Origin of the sequence: Paenibacillus sp. JSM ZJ436 (genome assembly GCF_044383795.1) — a bacterium.
Taxonomy (GTDB): Bacteria; Bacillota; Bacilli; order Paenibacillales; family Paenibacillaceae; genus Paenibacillus_AQ; species Paenibacillus_AQ algicola.
On sequence record NZ_JBISEO010000008.1, the window covers coordinates 67,053 to 84,525 of the forward strand.

Annotated in this window: 17 protein-coding genes; 12 read left to right on the forward strand and 5 right to left on the reverse strand. The window is 54.0% G+C overall.

Annotation, left to right across the window (positions count from 1 at the left end):
- Positions 1 to 59 precede the first annotated feature (59 nt).
- Positions 60 to 980: a LysR family transcriptional regulator gene (locus tag ACH6EH_RS12260; protein WP_208203279.1), complete on the reverse strand. Its 921-nt coding sequence runs from the start codon at positions 978 to 980 to the stop codon at positions 60 to 62.
- A gap of 256 nt (positions 981 to 1,236) precedes the next feature.
- Here ACH6EH_RS12260 and ACH6EH_RS12265 point away from each other — a divergent pair, with 256 nt between their 5' ends.
- The 5 genes from ACH6EH_RS12265 (at position 1,237) to ACH6EH_RS12285 (ending at position 6,190) form a co-directional block, all read left to right on the forward strand.
- Entirely contained in the window at positions 1,237 to 1,905 is a 669-nt protein-coding gene (locus tag ACH6EH_RS12265; RefSeq protein ID WP_138227864.1) for a succinate dehydrogenase cytochrome b558 subunit, read from the forward strand.
- Between the two features lie 16 nt (positions 1,906 to 1,921).
- Positions 1,922 to 3,664: a succinate dehydrogenase flavoprotein subunit gene (gene sdhA / locus ACH6EH_RS12270; RefSeq protein WP_397332499.1), complete on the forward strand. Its 1,743-nt coding sequence runs from the start codon at positions 1,922 to 1,924 to the stop codon at positions 3,662 to 3,664.
- Positions 3,665 to 3,679: 15 nt separating this feature from the next.
- Complete coding sequence (gene sdhB / locus ACH6EH_RS12275) at positions 3,680 to 4,444, forward strand: succinate dehydrogenase iron-sulfur subunit (protein ID WP_397332500.1); 765 nt, start codon at positions 3,680 to 3,682, stop codon at positions 4,442 to 4,444.
- A 142-nt stretch (positions 4,445 to 4,586) separates the two neighbouring features.
- On the forward strand, positions 4,587 to 5,288 hold the full coding sequence (locus tag ACH6EH_RS12280) for a potassium channel family protein (protein ID WP_397332501.1): 702 nt from the start codon (positions 4,587 to 4,589) through the stop codon (positions 5,286 to 5,288).
- Positions 5,285 to 6,190, forward strand: a complete 906-nt coding sequence (locus ACH6EH_RS12285) for a metallophosphoesterase (RefSeq protein ID WP_397332503.1) — start codon at positions 5,285 to 5,287, stop codon at positions 6,188 to 6,190. The genes ACH6EH_RS12280 and ACH6EH_RS12285 overlap by 4 nt, the downstream gene beginning before the upstream one ends.
- 174 nt (positions 6,191 to 6,364) lie before the next feature.
- Here ACH6EH_RS12285 and ACH6EH_RS12290 read toward each other — a convergent pair whose 3' ends face one another.
- Together ACH6EH_RS12290 and ACH6EH_RS12295 are read right to left on the reverse strand one after the other, a co-directional pair.
- On the reverse strand, positions 6,365 to 7,177 hold the full coding sequence (locus ACH6EH_RS12290; RefSeq protein ID WP_138226897.1) for a histidinol-phosphatase: 813 nt from the start codon (positions 7,175 to 7,177) through the stop codon (positions 6,365 to 6,367).
- 50 nt (positions 7,178 to 7,227) lie between these two features.
- Positions 7,228 to 8,130, reverse strand: coding sequence for a LysR family transcriptional regulator (locus ACH6EH_RS12295; protein ID WP_208203276.1), 903 nt, complete (start codon positions 8,128 to 8,130; stop codon positions 7,228 to 7,230).
- 385 nt (positions 8,131 to 8,515) lie between these two features.
- On the opposite strand from ACH6EH_RS12295, the gene ACH6EH_RS12300 reads away from it, so the two are divergent.
- From ACH6EH_RS12300 to ACH6EH_RS12320, 5 genes are all read left to right on the forward strand, one after another.
- Positions 8,516 to 8,974 (forward strand): chemotaxis protein CheX, encoded by a 459-nt coding sequence (locus ACH6EH_RS12300; protein ID WP_138226895.1) that lies wholly within the window; start codon positions 8,516 to 8,518, stop codon positions 8,972 to 8,974.
- A 78-nt stretch (positions 8,975 to 9,052) separates the two neighbouring features.
- Entirely contained in the window at positions 9,053 to 9,826 is a 774-nt protein-coding gene (locus ACH6EH_RS12305; RefSeq protein WP_397332504.1) for an SDR family NAD(P)-dependent oxidoreductase, read from the forward strand.
- A 192-nt stretch (positions 9,827 to 10,018) separates the two neighbouring features.
- Positions 10,019 to 11,434: a DEAD/DEAH box helicase gene (locus ACH6EH_RS12310; protein WP_397332505.1), complete on the forward strand. Its 1,416-nt coding sequence runs from the start codon at positions 10,019 to 10,021 to the stop codon at positions 11,432 to 11,434.
- A 16-nt stretch (positions 11,435 to 11,450) separates the two neighbouring features.
- Complete coding sequence (locus ACH6EH_RS12315) at positions 11,451 to 12,206, forward strand: ABC transporter ATP-binding protein (protein WP_397332506.1); 756 nt, start codon at positions 11,451 to 11,453, stop codon at positions 12,204 to 12,206.
- Complete coding sequence (locus ACH6EH_RS12320) at positions 12,203 to 13,426, forward strand: ABC transporter permease (RefSeq protein ID WP_397332508.1); 1,224 nt, start codon at positions 12,203 to 12,205, stop codon at positions 13,424 to 13,426. Before ACH6EH_RS12315 ends, ACH6EH_RS12320 begins: the two co-directional genes overlap by 4 nt.
- 202 nt (positions 13,427 to 13,628) lie before the next feature.
- Here the strand turns inward: ACH6EH_RS12320 and ACH6EH_RS12325 are convergent, their stop codons facing one another.
- Together ACH6EH_RS12325 and ACH6EH_RS12330 are read right to left on the reverse strand one after the other, a co-directional pair.
- A complete protein-coding gene (locus tag ACH6EH_RS12325) occupies positions 13,629 to 13,751 on the reverse strand; it encodes a YjcZ family sporulation protein (RefSeq protein ID WP_208203272.1) in 123 nt (40 codons plus the stop codon).
- Positions 13,752 to 13,917: 166 nt separating this feature from the next.
- Entirely contained in the window at positions 13,918 to 15,216 is a 1,299-nt protein-coding gene (locus ACH6EH_RS12330) for an aminotransferase class I/II-fold pyridoxal phosphate-dependent enzyme (protein ID WP_397332509.1), read from the reverse strand.
- A gap of 240 nt (positions 15,217 to 15,456) precedes the next feature.
- Between ACH6EH_RS12330 and ACH6EH_RS12335 the strand changes: the two genes are divergently transcribed.
- Both ACH6EH_RS12335 and ACH6EH_RS12340 read left to right on the forward strand, forming a co-directional pair.
- Positions 15,457 to 16,242, forward strand: a complete 786-nt coding sequence (locus ACH6EH_RS12335; RefSeq protein WP_397332510.1) for a helix-turn-helix domain-containing protein — start codon at positions 15,457 to 15,459, stop codon at positions 16,240 to 16,242.
- Positions 16,243 to 16,550: 308 nt separating this feature from the next.
- A complete protein-coding gene (locus ACH6EH_RS12340) occupies positions 16,551 to 17,438 on the forward strand; it encodes an SDR family oxidoreductase (RefSeq protein ID WP_397332511.1) in 888 nt (295 codons plus the stop codon).
- Positions 17,439 to 17,473 lie beyond the last annotated feature (35 nt).

The window sequence follows — 17,473 nt, forward strand, 5'->3', positions numbered from 1 at the left end:
GGACAGAATATTCTGTCCCGCCTGCCTATTGTTGTTTCAGCAAGGAAAGCGGTGAAGCATTAGTTATCGGCTTGCCGCCGCTCTTCCGCGAGCTTGCGGAACAGCGCTTCGGTCTCTGCAATCCAGCGGCTGGCGGCGCTGCTAAGCTCGGAGGCTTCACCGTAGATGAGGCTGGTGGTGCGCCGGGTTTCGATGAGGACCGGAATATGGATATCCACAAGTCCGTTGTCGGCCAGCAGCTGCGGCCGAAGATATGACTTGGGAAGCAGTGCGGCGGCTTTGCAGGTCGGCAGGAGCCGCACAATCGCTTCAAAGGAGTCAATTTCCATGCGGATGTCCGGCATAATGCCCCACCGATGAAACAGATCATCGGTCAGCTTGCGGTACCAGGTGCCGGTCGAGAAGATGATCATCGGCAGCCCCTGCAGCTGCTCGATGCCCACCTCGGGCGCATCAGCCAGCGGATGGCCCTCTGGCAGTACCAGCTCCAGATGGTCGTCAAAGAGTGGAATGCAATTAAGTCCCGCCTGGGAGATGGAGGAAGCGACAATCCCCACATCGACCCGCTTGTCCCGCACGGAGGACACGATTTCATGCGTTTTGCCGGTAATGAGCTTGATCTCCGCCGAAGGATGGCGCTCCATGAAGGCGTTCACCAAGGGGGGCAGCGTCGTTTGAAGAGTCGTGAGGCTGGCTCCCAAAGTAATTGTGATCTGTTCTCCCTCGCGGTAGTGAGCCAGGGTCTGCATGAAGCGAAGCTGGTTCTGCCGCTGTTCCAGGGCGTAAGTGTACGCCAGCTGTCCGATGGAGGTCAGCTCCAGCCGCTTGCCGCGCCGGTTAAACAGCTGTACCCCCAGCTCGTCCTCCAGCTTGGCAATCTTGCGGGAGAGGGCGGGCTGGGACAGATTCAGCAGCTTGGAGGCTTTGTTCAGGCTGCTCTGTTCTACCACAACAGCAAATACATCCAGTTCATCGAACAACGGTTTCACTTCCTTATAAATGGGTAACGTCTCGTTATGCGTGTATATTATAACGTTTAATAATTATATTGCAATTCCATTATAAGAAAAAAAGGAGTAACATAAAATGTGACACATGATGTTCGCAGTCTGCCCTGTTTTGTAGAATCATGTCACAAACAGATCGCATTATGCTGTATCATGAAAGATGGGTTACTACCTCACAGTGATTGGATTCATGAAAACGCTATACACAATGAAAGGGGAACGTCCACTGATGAAAGGGTATTATTCCAGAAAGCTGCATTCCTTGCTAGGGGTCATCCCGCTCGGCGCCTTTTTAATCGAGCACCTGCTGACGAACTATCAAGCGTATGAAAGAGGGAAAGAGGGATTTGACAAGGCGGTTAACCTGTTGAACAGCATGCCGCTGGTTCTGTTCCTGGAAACGTTTCTGATCTGGCTGCCGCTGCTGTACCATGGAGTTTACGGCTTGTACATTGCCTATCAGGCGAACAACAACATCGACCGATACAACTACTCCCGCAATATTCGCTTTACGCTGCAGCGGATTACGGGCGTCATCACGTTTGTGTTTGTCATCTGGCATATGTACGACACCCGCTTCCAGGTGGCCATCGGCAAGATTACGCATGAAGAGCTGGGAGCCGCCATGCATGAGATGGTTACCAATCCGCTGATCTTCGTCCTGTACGTGATCGGGATCGTGTCGGCATCGTTCCACTTTGCAAACGGCCTGTGGGCGTTTATGGTCAGCTGGGGCATCACGGTCGGACCGCGTGCTCAGCGTGTATCCTCATACATCTGCATGGGCTTGTTCGTTATCATGAGCGTAATGTTCGTTATGGCGCTGAATGCATTCCGCGGCTCGGAATTTGAAGAAGCTGCCGCAATGATTGATATGATCCAAACAGTTCTGAGTTAAGGGGAGTGACCTAAGAATGGCATCTAACATTATTGTTGTGGGCGGAGGCCTCGCAGGCTTGATGGCTACCATCAAGGCAGCAGAAGCTGGAGCGCACGTTCATCTATTCTCGCTGGTACCGGTTAAACGTTCCCACTCTGTATGCGCGCAAGGCGGCATTAACGGAGCCGTGAACACCAAAGGGGAGGGCGACTCACCTTGGGAGCACTTTGACGACACCGTTTACGGTGGAGACTTTCTCGCGAACCAGCCGCCGGTAAAAGCTATGTGTGACGCGGCACCCGGCATCATTCACCTCATGGACCGCATGGGCGTTATGTTCAACCGGACGCCGGAAGGCTTGCTGGACTTCCGCCGCTTCGGCGGCACGAAGCATCACCGTACCGCGTACGCGGGGGCTACAACCGGTCAGCAGCTGCTGTACGCGCTGGATGAGCAGGTTCGCCGGTGGGAAACTGCAGGACTCGTAACGAAGTACGAGAACTGGGAATTCCTGAACGCCGTGCTGGATGATGACGGCGTATGCTGGGGCATCAATGCACAGGATCTGCGCACCATGGAGCTGCGCGCATTCCGTGCCGACGCGGTTATTCTGGCCAGCGGCGGTCCTGGTATTATTTTTGGCAAAACGACCAACTCGGTTATTAATACAGGTACAGCGGCAAGTGCTGTGTACCAGCAGGGTGTTCACTACGCCAACGGCGAGTTCATCCAGATTCACCCGACAGCAATTCCGGGCGATGACAAGCTGCGCCTGATGTCGGAATCCGCGCGCGGTGAAGGCGGCCGGATCTGGACCTATAAAGACGGCAAGCCATGGTATTTCCTCGAAGAGAAATATCCGGCTTACGGCAACCTGGTGCCTCGTGACATCGCAACCCGCGAAATCTTCTCCGTCTGCGTAGACATGGGACTCGGCATTAACGGCGAGAACATGGTTTACCTGGATCTGTCCCATAAGGATCCGAAGGAGCTCGATGTGAAGCTCGGCGGCATCATCGAAATCTATGAAAAATTCATGGGTGATGATCCCCGCAAAATCCCGATGAAAATCTTCCCGGCGGTCCATTATTCCATGGGCGGCATGTGGGTCGATTACAACCAGATGACGAGCATTCCGGGTCTGTTTGCAGCCGGCGAATGTGAGTATCAATACCACGGCGCGAACCGACTGGGAGCGAACTCTCTGGTATCCGCCATCTACGGCGGAATGGTTGCAGGGCCGAAGGCAATTGAATATGTGAAGGGCTTGAAGAAATCGTCCGAGGATGTTTCCTCCAACGTGTTCGAGCGGGCTGTGAAGGAGCAGGAGACGAAGTTTAACGGTCTGCTGAACATGCAGGGCACCGAGAATGCTTATGTGATTCATAAGGAGCTCGGCGAGTGGATGACCAACAATATGACGGTGGTTCGCTATAACGACAAGCTGGAGCAAACGATCCACAAGATCAAAGAACTGAAGCAGCGCTACAAGAACATCAATATGACGGACACATCCCGCTGGAACAACCAAGGGGCAGCGTTTACCCGCCAGCTGTGGAACATGCTGGAGCTGGCTGAGGCAATGACCCTGGGCGCGCTTTTGCGGAACGAAAGCCGGGGTGCCCACTACAAGCCGGAGTTCCCGGACCGTAACGATGATGAGTTCCTGAAGACGACCAAAGCCGCGTGGACGGCGGATGGACCGCAGATCTCTTATGAAGAAGTGGATGTATCCTTGATTACACCGCGTATTCGCGATTATTCGAAAGATAAGTAAGAAGGGGGATTAGACATGGCTCAAACAACTGCGTCCTCGAAAAACGTTAAGTTTCGTATCACCCGTCAAGACAGCCCGGAGTCGAAATCCTACACGGAGGATTTCGAGATTCCGTATCGTCCCGGCATGAACGTAATCAGTGCGCTGATGGAAATTCAGCGGAATCCGAGCAACGCCCAGGGGAAAGATACCTCTCCGGTATGCTGGGAAGCCAACTGTCTGGAGGAAGTATGCGGCGCCTGCTCGATGGTCATTAACGGGAAGCCGCGTCAGGCCTGTGCGGCACTGGTGGATAAGCTGGAGCAGCCGATCAAGATTGAACCGATGAAGACCTTCCCGGTCGTGCGTGACCTGGTTATCGACCGCAGCCGAATGTTCAACGCCCTGAAGAAGGTCAAGGCGTGGATTCCGATTGACGGTACCTATGACCTGGGTCCGGGACCGCGTATGCCGGAGAAGAAGCGCCAGTGGGCTTATGAGCTGTCCAAGTGCATGACTTGCGGCGTCTGCCTGGAAGCGTGCCCGAACGTGAACGAGAAGACCGATTTCATCGGTCCGGCAGCCATTTCTCAGGTGCGCCTGTTCAACGCCCATCCAACGGGTGAGATGAATAAGGAAGAACGCCTGGAGACGCTGATGCAGGACGGAGGCATTGAGGGCTGCGGAAACTCGCAGAACTGTGTCCGCTCTTGTCCGAAGGGCATTCCATTGACGACCTCCATTGCAGAAATGAACAAAGACACCACGAAGCAGCTTTTCAAGCGCTGGCTGGGCGTATAATCTGAATGTAAAGGCACCTGCGGCAGTTAACGCGCAGGTGTCTTTTTTTACCGGCAAGAGGATTGAAGCAGCCTCGCGAAATAACGGGTAATAGATAGGTGGGCCTTAACGGAAGGGACAAGCAAAGGGAGGAGGAGAGGCTTTGAATTGGTGGATGTGGATTATAAATATCATCGGCTTGGCTTCTCTGATCCTGATCTTTTATAATGTGGACAAGAAATGGTCGAGCAGGCCGGTGCTGCTGGCACCGCTGTTGATTTATATTGCGGTGTCGCTGGAGGATCTGTTCGGATGGATTGATCTGATGACGGTCGTGCCGGGAGAAGCCGGTGTTCGGGTGCTGGTTGTATTGTTTGTGCTGCTGTCTGTCGTGTTCTATATCATTTATATTTTCAACAAAATCGCCGAGTCGGTGCATAAGCATATTCTGATGCGAACGACGCTGATGCGAATCAGCTTTGCGGCGCTGACCTGCGTGCTGTTCTTTACGATCGTGTATATGTCGATTTACAAGCTGTTTGAGGGCTCATCCTTTGAGGGCACGAATCTGGGTGAAGACACACTGAGCCAGATGATTACGTTTCTGTACTTCAGTGTAGCCACTTTTGTCACTGTCGGGTACGGGGATGTGTCACCGGTGGATAATACGGCGCGGCTCGTCGTCACGATGCAAATGACCTTCAGCTTTATTACCGTGGGCTACGCCCTATCCATGCTCGGAACGCTGCGGCAGATCTTTGATCCCGGCGATGAGAACGAACTGCCCATGGAGAAGAAGGGACCGTTTGATGAGCCGCCGGATGAGGCTCCAAAAGACCGGGAACAAGGGGGACCTAAAGGATGAAAACATCGGGATCACGATCCGGTACAGAGCCGAACTCCTCGCCATCCCTGTCTTCGCCGCCCGGACGGGGAATGACGCGGCGGCAGTTTTTTAAGCGCGGATTTCAGGCTGCAGCGGCCGCAGGGCTGCTTGGAGCAGGCTACGGGGCATTCTGGGAGCCGAATCATATCGAGCTTACCCGGCTGAACCTGCAGCAGCAGCGCCTGCCCGCTTCTTTTCACGGCATGAAGATTGTACATTTCAGCGATCTGCATCTTGGATTTCCTCTTTGGTCTGACAAGACCGGGAAGGTTGTAGAGATGATTCTGCAAGAAGAGCCGGACCTGATCGTGTTCACGGGGGATATGGTGGACGGACGTGCTCAGGCCATGGACGGCTCGCTGGAGGCGCTGTCCCGCCTGCAGGCTCCTCTGGGCGTGCTGTCGATCCTCGGAAACCATGATTATGAGCATGCCGATGATTTGGCCTCGAAGCAGGCCTCTGCCGGCTTTACGGTGCTGCGTAACAGCCATGTGCTGCTGGAGCAGCGCGATGGGGTCATCGCGGTAGCGGGGCTGGAGGACTGGCTGGAGGGAACCCCTGATGCAGAGCAGGCATTACAGGGCATTCCGGAGGGCATGTACACACTTATGCTGATGCACGAGCCGGATTATGCCGGCATCGTCTCGACTTACCCTGTAGACCTTCAGCTTTCAGGACACAGCCACGGGGGGCAGATTCGCCTGCCAGGCATTGGAGAGGTCGTTACGCCCCCTGGCGCACTTCGCTACGTGCAGGGTCTGTACAACGTGGGTGAGCGTGGAATGCCGCTCTATGTTAACCGCGGGCTGGGGACGACGAGACTCCCGATGCGATTTCTGTGCAGGCCGGAAATTACCGTGCTTACGCTGTCCAGCCGCTAAGGCAAACCATTGTCACACAATTGAAATATAGCTGTTATCAAACTCTAACAGCGATCGGGTAAGCTTATCACATGACCCCCTTTTGAGAATATATAAATGCTTTGGGACCCGAATTGCTTCGGGTCCACTTTTTTTTGTCCTCGATATGACCAACTATAAAAAAAGATTTCCGCCTCAAGGAAGAGGAACGGAAACCTTCTGCTTCTGCTTATAATACACCCACTCTGTATAACCGATCTCTTTAAGTACCGCAGCGACCTCCATTAGCTCATCACCGACCCGGGAAGGGACATGGCTGTCAGAGCCGAACGTAACATTCACGCCGTAGTGGAAGGCACGCTCCAGAATGGCATGGGAGGGGTACCAGCCGCCGCTGAGCTTGGTCTTCCCAGAGGTGTTGATCTCGATGGCAACGCCGCATTCGGCGATGACCTTCAGCGTCTCCTCCAGCGCCTCTTCCGTCATAATATCGGAGAACGAGGGGTAATTGCCCTTCATGGCGTCAATATGGCCGAGAATTTGAAACAGGCCGTGCCGGGCGGATTGGCGGATCAAGGCATAATATTCTTCCTTATGCATCACTTTCTCTTGAGGGGACAGCCCTTTCCAGCGGTTCTTGTTGAAAATGCTGACGCCCAGGGTCTGATGAACCGAACCGATAATGTAGTCAAAGGGATATCGTGAGAGCGTTTCGGTATATAGAGCGCCGTGTTCGGGAAAAAAGTCGGATTCAATGCCGAGCAGGACATCAATGCGCCCGTCATATTCTTTTTTGAGCTGAAGTACTTCTTCTACATAATGGGCGAGCTCGCTCTTCGCCATCGCAATGCCGGGGAACGGCTGCTCCTCTTCATGTCCGAAGAAAGGCGTGTGATCCGAGATGCCAATGACCTGAAGTCCAGCGGCGATTCCGGCCTCTATATAATCCCGGATGTTACCGTCCGCATGTCCGCAACGAAAATGATGGGTATGCAAGTCAAACTTCATGATGGGAATCCTCCTTGGAATATGATGTCCTGGTGTGCTCCGGCGGCACTTTATTCCGTGCTGATAAACTGTGTTTCCGGCATGCCCTTCAAGTCGCTCAGAAACTGGCGCATCGCAGAGCTCACATACCGGCCGCTCTTATAGATGACGCCGACAGGGTGGCTGACCTCCAATTCAATTAAAGGAATAATGCGCAGAGAGCCGTTGCGCAGCTCTTTGGAGACAGACTGCTTGGATAATATGCCCGCTCCCATGTTGATTTCAACCATCCGCTTGATTTCTTCACTGCTGGACAGCTCCATAATGACCTGGGGCTCGATGCCATGCTTTCTCATGACTTCATCTGCAAAGCGCCGGCCTACGGTGTCCTGAGTCAGCAAAATCAAGGGGGTTTGGCCCAGCACTTCAATGCCGGCTTTACTTTGTTTGGCAAGCGGATGGTCAGGAGAGACGACCAGCTCGAAGGAATCATAGAACAGGATGGAGGAGCTTACATTCGGATTACGCTCAATGAGATAGCCAATACCGACATCAATCAGGTTGTTCTCGACACCGTGATAAATTTGTGAGGATGCCATGGATTGAATCGTCGTCTTGATATGAGGAAACTGATCCTGAAAATACGACAGCACGCGCGGCAGGATCTGAATCGCAATAGAGGTTGTAGTACCGAGCCGGATATGCCCCTGCGGGGTCTGATCCAAATCGGAAAGCCGCTGCTTCATCTCATCCACAATGCGGAGAATCTGATCAGCGTGCTCTACAAATACTTGTCCACGGTCGGTTAACGTGACAGGCTGGCTGCGGTCTACCAGCACGGTTTTGAATTCTTCTTCCAGACTTTTAATTTGAGCCGAAACGGCAGGCTGAGTCAGGTTTAGCAGCTCTCCGGCTTTACGGAAGCTCATGGTTTTGGAGATCGTAATCAGCGTTTCCAGTTGGCTGATATTCATGGCCTTCCTCCTAGTCTAGATAAATTGATCACCGGTACACGAATCAGGGTCTTCTTGAATTATAGGGGATTCTGAAATAGGGGGCAAACGTATGCAGCATGAAAGATTGGAAAATGACGGTGTCTGCCGTAAAAAAATTCAGCTGGTATATTAAATGCAGACGAAAAAAACCGATAAATAGTAAGAGACTGTTCTTTTTGAACTACTACAAAAGACCCTCTTTAGAGAGGGTTTTATTCCGTTGACTCGGGCCCGTGATCTTGGCACAGCGCTTCCAGACTTAATTTATGATGAATTATTACAGGGTATCCATTATAATGGCATTACACTATTACGTGGGACTTTAGGACCCTGACCAACAACCCAGACAAGGGGGCATTCGGGAATGAAAGCGGAAGTCATCAACCCATTTTTAGAATCAGCAAGGAATGTCATCGAGCAAGTCATCCAGATTTCGCCTTCAACCGGTACTCTTGGTGTGAAAGAAATCTCATCTCAGCAGGACCATATCTGGATCTTGATTGGCATGACAGGCCAAATGAAGGGCGATATCGTCTTTGGCCTCCACGAGCAGGTGGCACTTCGCATGGTGTCCATCATGATGGGAGGCTTTGTGATTACGGAGATGGATGAAATGGGCAAGAGCGCGATTTCAGAGCTGAGCAATATGATCAGCGGGAATGCCAGCACCATTTTATCCAATCAGGGGGTCAATGTGGACATTACGCCTCCGCAGGTGTACCACTCGGAAGGCTTTGCGGAATTTTCTTCACGAAAAGCGCTCAGTATCCCGCTGAAGATGGACGGTATCGGGGAACTGGATATTCAGGTCATGATTTCATAAAATAGAAGGATCACAGCCCATCACACCGAAGGCGAAGATCCAGCCTGCCCGGCGAGGCTGCAGGGAGGATAATTGATCATGCTTGAAAATAAAGTTGTAGTCATCACCGGAGCGTCCAGCGGAATCGGGGCCTTGACTGCCAAGAAGCTGTCCCAGCAGGGTGCCTATGTCATTTTGACCGGCAGATCCGAAGCTCGCTTGAAAGAAGCGGTCAGCGGAATGCCTGGCAAATACGAAACGATTCAGCTGGACATTGGCAATGCCGAAGAGGTAAAGGCGGTCGTTCACGACATTGAGGCGCGGCACGGTGTTATTGATGTGCTCGTCAACAATGCGGGCTACGGCGTATTTGAGAATTTTCTAGATGCGCCGCCAGAGCGGTTTCAGGATATGATGGATGTCAATTACATGGGCATTGTCCGGACGACACAAGCGGTGCTGCCGGTTATGCTGAAGCAGGGCTTTGGACAGATCGTCAATATCGCTTCGATTGCAGGGAAGATGGGGATTGCCAAATCGACCGCTTACGCTGCCAGCAAGCATGCGGTTTTAGGTTTGACCAATTCGCTTCGTCAAGAGCTGAGAGGAACGGGGATTACGGTCTCCTCCGTAAATCCCGGCCCGATTGACACGCCGTTTTTTGACCAGGCAGATCCTTCAGGACAATATGTCAAAAATATCAGCTGGTTTGTCATGAAGCCGGACTACGTGTCAGACCGGATTGTGCACTTGATCAAGAAGCGGAAGGAAGAGCTCAATCTGCCGCGATCTGCGGCGGCGGGAATGAGAATCTATCAGCTGTTTCCAAGACTGATGGACAAGGTGCTTTATCGCTGGCTGGATATGAAGTAATGCTGCAACGACCCGCCCCGCTCCCGAGGGAAGCTAAATGCCCCCGGAAGCGGGGCGTCTTTTTTTGCGCGGCGGAGGCCGAAGACCTTAAAGGCGAGGGAATTTGTGTTTGACTTGGTGAGGGCGCCTTTTTTAGCATATAATGAATGAAACGAAACTCGGGACTCTCGAGATAAAGGATGGAGTAACATCATGACCTCTAATGGATTTCAAAGCCTCGGCATCGCCGGGGAATTTACAAATCGGCTGGCAGAGCACGGAATTACAGAGCCTTCTCCGGTTCAGGCAGAAGCCATTCCGCCTATTTTGGAAGGCAAGGATGTACTGGCCACCTCGCAGACCGGAACCGGTAAGACACTGGCCTATCTGCTGCCGGCGCTGCAGGGCATTGACACGGACAGCAAGCATCTGCAGAAGCTGATCCTCGCGCCGACCCAGGAGCTGGCGATGCAGATTGTGCGGGAAGCGGAGCGGTACGGAGAAGCAAGAGGGATTCGGGTGCTCTCCTTGATCGGCGGCGCTGCTATCAAGCGTCAGCAGGAGAAGCTGAAGCAGCATCCACAGCTGGTTGTGGGAACACCGGGACGGGTGCGGGAGCTGATCGAAATCAAGAAGCTGAAGATGCATGAAGTCAGCACCGTGGTTGTGGATGAGGTGGATCAGGTATTTAAGCTGGGAGGCGCCGGAGATGTGGACCGGATTCTGAAGAGCACGCTGCGTCAGCGGCAGCTCGTATTTCTCTCCGCCACCGTTAGTGCGGAAACAGCGCAGCTGGTTAAGCAGGAGATGGACAGGCCCGTCGAGATCGGCATTGATCCTGGTGCACGGACTCCGTCTACACTGGAGCATGTGTATTTTGTCGCGGAAGAGCGGGACCGGGTGGATATGGTGCGCCGGATTGTACGGCATTATAACCCGAAGCGCGTGATCGTATTTGTGAATCAGACGGAGGATCTGGCGGAGGTGGAAGCCAAGCTGAACTATGTCGGCTTATCCTCCGCCGCCCTGTACGGGGAGGCAGACAAGCTGACACGCAGCCGCGTGCTGAAAGCGTTTCGCGAAGGAAGCACCCAGCTGCTGGTTGCAAGTGATGTTGCCGCGAGAGGACTGGATATTGAAGGGCTGGAGATGGTCATCAATTATGATCCGCCCCTGAACGCGGAGAGCTATACGCACCGAGCCGGCAGAACCGGACGTATGGGAAAAAGCGGTATGGCCGTGACGGTAGTCACCGACCGCCAGGTTTTCATTATGCGAAAATTTAATCAGGAGCTGGGGATCTCCATTGGAGAGCGGGCGCTGTATGGCGGCAAGGTACGGACGCCGCGCTCCAGCAGCTTTCCGGCTAAACGTCCGGCAGGCGGAAGCGGCGGGAAGGCGAAGACGGCTGGCGTACGCCCCGGCTCCGAACGTTCGCCGCGGCAGGGTGCCTCCTCAGAGATCGGTGGGAAGCCGGCGTCAGCGCGCAGCGAGAATCGGCCGGCGCGGCCGTCATCTGCTGCCGGTGCAAGAGAGAGTGCCTCCTCAAGATTACAAAGCGAGCGTCTCAAGGACCGGAAGAACAAAGGGGCGCCGAAATGGCTGAAGAATAAATCCAAGGGTGAATAGATGTGGGGGTGAGGGAATGAAGGAGGTTTCCGAGATCCTGTCCGTGAGCGGACTGAGCGGAGGCTACAGCTTGAACCGTCCCGTGCTGCATGAGGTGTCTTTTCAGGTGCGGCCGGGAGAAATGGTCGGCCTGATTGGCCTCAATGGAGCGGGCAAGAGCACAACGATGAAGCATATTCTCGGACTTATGAACCCGCACAAGGGCGAGATCAGGGTGCAGGGCAGAACCCGTGGCGAGGATGCGGAGGGTTATCATGGAGCGCTCGGCTTTGTGCCGGAGTCACCGATTTTGTATGAGGAGATGACGGTGCGGGAGCATCTGGAATTTACAGCCCGCTCCTACGGGGTGAGTAAAGCGGATTATGAGGCCCGCTCAGCAGCCTTGTCCGGCATGTTCCGGATGGAGGAGAAGATGGACAGCCTGTCCTCGCATCTCTCCAAGGGGATGCGCCAGAAGGTCATGATTATGTGCGCCTTCGTGGCCCGGCCGTCGCTGTACATTATTGATGAGCCGTTTCTGGGCCTCGACCCGCTGGGGATTCGTTCACTGCTGGACTTCATGGTGGAGATCAAGCAGACCGGCGCATCCATTTTGCTGAGCTCCCATATTTTATCGACGATCGAGAATTATTGTGAACGCTTTGTCGTACTGCATCATGGCCGGATTATTGCCCAAGGCAGCTTGGAGGACATTGCGGAGCAGGCCGGAAAGCCGGGATTGCCGCTGGAGCAGTTATTTTATGCGTTGATTCAAGACGGGAGCCGCCGATGAACCTGAAGGAGCTGTTATCTAGCCGGCGCGGACAATTCTGGAGCCAGGTGCTGCCGTATCTGGGCTATGTCCTGCAGAGCGGCGTCGCCGTAGTGTTCCTGTTTCTATTGATTGCGTTCTCCGCATGGTATACGTCAATCCTTATCAATGTACCAGAGGGATTGCCGATCCGCTGGATCATGCTTGGCATCCTGCTGCCGCTGACGATATTCAGCAGCGCCCGTACATATCTAAAGCCTGCGGATGTTGTCTTCTTACTGCCTCAGGAATCCAGAATGGCCTCCTATTTCAGCAGTGCTGTTATCCGGGGCATCGTGTACAAGCTGATCCTGCTGCTGCTGGCGGTGACTATTCTATGGCCGCTGTACATCCGCAGTGACACTGATCCGCAAGGTCTGACTTTTGCGGTGCTGTTGTTGACCGGATTGAAGTTGCTGTCAGGCTGGGGAAGCTGGAGAGAGCAGCATATGGTGTTCAAGCCAGCGGCTGCCGGATATCGCCTCTTGAGATGGTCTGTCATCGGGCTGGCGCTGGCATCCTGGCTGTGGTATTCCCCGGTCAGCAGTCTGATCTTTATCACGCTGCTGGCTGCAGCTTACATCGCCGCCAGCCTGGTTCCGGTACGTCACCGCGTTCCCTGGGAACGATTCATTCAGCTGGAGAAGCGGCATGCCGCAAAGGTTATGCTTATCTTGAGCTGGTTCGTGAATGTGCCTCAGGGGGAGCAGCGGGTGTATGCCCGTAAATGGCTGTCCCGATGGGGCAGCGGCATCCCCTGGAGCAAGGAGACGGCATACCGTTTCCTGCTGATCAAAAGCCTGTCCCGCAGTGAGTCCTTCGGGATTATGCTGCGCGCTTTAGCTCTGGGCCTTGTTCTTATGATCATTACCGGGGGACAGCTTGCCTCAGCCGCAGTGTACCTGGTGACCCTGATGATTGCGGGACTTCAGCTGTCGTCGCTGCGGAATGTGCACCGGGAATCGTTCTGGCTGATGGTTTATCCGCTTCCGGAGGGCTCCCGCTCCCGCAATGAAGTGAAGCTGCTGGTTCAGCTACAGCTGCTATGGGCGGTGCTTTTGTTGCTGCCCCTTCTGCCTCAGCTCCTCTCCCAGCCGGTCCGTGTGCTGGGAACGGGAGCAGCAGGCCTCGTGCTGGTGTGGGGCTTCCGCGCCGCTGCCATGCGCAAGGCCAAAGAGGAGCTGGAGGAGGACGACCTGTAGTTCAAGTGATGTCAGAATTCGGCGTCAAAGGCGAACGCGTCCGCTGGTCCGAATCGTTGCGTCCTTAAGCCAACAAATAGAAATAACCAGCCAGGTATAATACCTTTGGCTGGTTATTTTGCCTGCTGCATGCTCTTTTCTTAAAGATGGGGCCATCCCTTGAGTCTACTCTTGCGACAGCCCCACGGAAGCGTCACCGGGATTATACCCAGAAAGCGCGAGTGATGATTACGAGCAGGATAAAGAGTACCAGAATCGCTCCAACGTTACCGTATCCACCGTATCCGTATCCTCCGCATCTTGCTGCACCTGCAACTGCACTCATGTTTCATTCCCCTTTCGGTTCGTAATTGGTTGTGGTTGCTTGATACATGGTATTGTATGATGCTCGTGGTGAACAGGTATGGGCGAGCGTGGAGGGTACATGAAATAAAAACAGGGCTGCTCCGGAATCTTCTCGGAAGATTCTTCGGAGCAGCCCTGCTGTCGCATTAGGAGGACTGCAAATCCTGAATGCCTTGATATACGAGATCGAACAGATCCTCCAGATGCTGCTCCTCAATGCAGGAGAAGGCGATCCGCAGATCATATTCACCCAGTGCGATCGTGCCCAAGCCGTACGCCTGAAGCAGATGAACGCGCAGGCTTTCGGCGGAGATGCCTTTCAGCTTCAGACACATGAAATATCCGGAGTTAAACGGATAGTAATCCCAGGCGCCGTCGTATTTACCGCTGTCGAGCAGCGATTTCACCTTGTTCGCACGGCCCTTCATAATAATGAATTTCTCCTGCTTCTGTGCTTCGAACTCCGGGGAGTTCAGCGCCTCTAGAACAAACGTCTGGGACGGGTGCGAGCCGCTGGAAATTGTGGCGCGGATGATGCCGAGCGTCTTCTGCTCCAGTGCAGTCAGCACACCAGCATCCTGAGAGGCATACGTGATGAAGCCGACGCGGAAGCCCCAGACAAATTCTTCTTTCGTAGCTCCGTCAATCTTCACAGCCAGTACGCGGGGATGGAGATCCGCCAGCTTCCCGAACAAGGATTCCTGGAGGGAATCCTCGAAGAAAAGCCCGAAGTACGCATCGTCTGTGACAGCGACGACATTAATGCCGGCTTCGGCTGCATCCTTGATGGCGGATACGATTTCTTCGCCTTCGGCTGCTCCTGGAGTATAGCCGGTCGGGTTATTCGGAAAATTCAGAATGACGACGGCCTTGCCTTTGTCCTTCTGATTCAGGAGTGCTTCGCGCAGCCCGGCGGCATTGAACTTCATGTCCTCTGTAAACAAAGGATAATTCACTGCTTCGCCATGCCGGCGGATGCCGAAGGTCAGCTCGTAGTTCTCCCAGTTCTTATCCGGGTAGATGACAGCGTCACCTGCATCCACGAACAGATCTGCTACGATGGAGAGGCCGTGCGTCAGCGCATTGGTAATAATCGGAGTGCTGATGCTCTTGCCTTCAAGGCTTGGATTCTCCTTCAGCATCTTCGTGCGCCAGGCACTGCGCAGCTCCGGCTTGCCGGCTGGCGGGGCATATGGATAGAGATCCTTCGGCGCATAGGCAGACAGCTTATCCTGGATCACGCCCAGGTGCATCGGTCCGCCGCCCTCTGTGGCGATGCCGATCGTTGCGTTATATCGCTTGGCTTGGCTGGCGGCTTCCGCAGATTGGCTTAGAATGCCTTCCTTCGGGAAATAAATCTCTCGGCCTAGATTGGACAGCATGTCATACACATGGCGGTTGCCCGCGGAAATGCTTTCATTCAATTGTGCAGCCAATGAATTCATGAGTTCATATCATCCTTCCGAATGCTTGGGGTTAAAATGGATTTACCTTCTGTTTACAATCATTGCCTAACATTATATCACTTCACCGCGTGAGCGTCACGAAAAATGAGCGCCATTACAAGTCATCTGCCCCAGGTAATAAGCTATCACGGAATGTCAGCTTCAGGGATATGCAAAATGGCTGAAAAAAGAGTATGATGGGTAGTAGTGCGATTAATGAAAGACAGGGGGAATGACGTGATGCTGGACGCATCGCCGTCTTCTTTTGTAATCAAGCCCGCTTTGGCCAAAATTGTCTGCGAGCCCGGATGGAAATGGCAAAAGCGTGAGAAACCGATGCAAAATTATGACCTATTCTATGTTTGGAGCGGTGAGGGCACCGTAATTGTGAATGATGAGCCTTACGAGGTGTCCAAAGGAAGCTGCTTTCTTTTTTATCCCGGCGATTATACTAGTGCAACACATAACCCGCAGAAGCCGCTGGTCTTGACTTATATACATTTTGACGTCACAGAACCGGTTGAGGATATTCCTGCACGGTACCGCCAGCTGAATGACACGATTGATTTCGAGTATTTGCTCGCCCGCTATGTGCGCTTGTACCTCGACCAGCCGTTCGGGGCAGAGGAGGAGGGGAAGCTCCTGCTCAAACAGCTGATGATCTTCCTGCTGCGGGAAGACCGCTCGGCCCCACACGTCAAAAAGGCCAGTCATCACTTGAGTGAGGCCATTCAGGAGATTGCCAATTATGTCCGTCTTCACCCCGGCATTTCTCATAAAGTGGAGGACCTGGCTGCCCGCGCCGGGCTGTCGCCGCGTTATTTCTCCATCAAGTTCAAAGAGCTGGTGGGCGTTCCGGTCCAGTCGTATATTATCAAGATGCGGATCGAACGGGCACAGCATCTGCTGCTGCACCAGGGCATGAACGTGACGGAAGTGGCAGATGCCCTGGGGTACCGCGATATATTCTTTTTCAGCAGGCAGTTTAAACAATACACCGGCAAAAGCCCGTCAGAGGTACGCTAGGGACTGAAGGATCCAGAAATTGACCGCATGTTTGGATCTGGTTCACCGCAATCCTGCCAGGGTAATATCAGGGAAGACAAGACATACAGAGAGGGGGTGCCGGCAATGAGCCAGAGAAGAAGAATGCGCAGCCTGAACGGCGGTCGAGGAGGCTGGAGCGTTTTTAGAAATCGCCTGCGTCGGTCCAAATTCGTTGATTCCAATCCCGAAGTGGATATGTGGTTCTAATACAGCTTAAACTCAGCAGCACCTTGAAGCGCTTCACGGTTCAGGGTGCTTTTTTGATGTGTTATAAAGGAGAGTAGGATATGGCAAGGAACAACAAGCCTGCTGACGGGGTAAAGCCGCGCAGCGGCAAGAGCGCGCTGGTTACCGGTGCATCCAGCGGCTTCGGACAATTGATCGCATTGGAGCTGGCTTCCAGAGGCTATGAGGTTATGGCCGGGGTCCGTAGAGAGGAAGCACGGGCGGAGCTGATGGATCTGGCGATGGCAGCAGGTGTCGAAACACGCATCCATGCCGTGCTGCTCGATATTTGTTTGGAGGAGCAGGTCCATGCTGCAGTGGAAGAGGCGAGTGTCCGCTGGGGACGGCTCGACGTGCTCGTGAACAATGCCGGAGAGGCGGTGGGCGGGTTTGTGGAGGAGCTGTCACTAGAGAGCTGGCGAAGACAATTTGAGATTAATGTGTTCGGAACCATCACCATGACCCGTGCGGCGCTGCCGCTGCTGCGGCAAAGTGAGGGAGCCAAGCTCATTCTGATGAGCAGCATCAGCGGGGTGATCGGCTTTCCAGGATACGGTCCGTACGCTGCCTCAAAGTTTGCGGTAGAAGGGCTGGGAGAGAGTCTCGCGATGGAGCTTGAGCCGTTTGGCATTCATGTGGTTCTGGTGGAGCCGGGCGCCTACGGTACGCCGATCTGGGACAAGGGCTTCCGCGGAATCCAGCCCGCCGCAGAGTCGCCGTACCGGGAGATGCTGGAGGACGTACTGGCCTTCTCCAGCCAGACCGCAGGCGCAAGCGGCGATCCTCGTGAGGTCGCGGTACAGGTAGGGAATATTGCTGATCAGAAGTCTCCCAAGCTGAGATATATGCTGCCGTCCTCCAGCCGCTGGACGCTTGCGGCCAAACGTCTGCTGCCGCACCGCCTGTTTCGGAGATTGGTGCTGTCAGCGATCCGGCGCAGACGGACATAACGGGTGCTAACGGGTGCGTTCATAAACAGATCAAA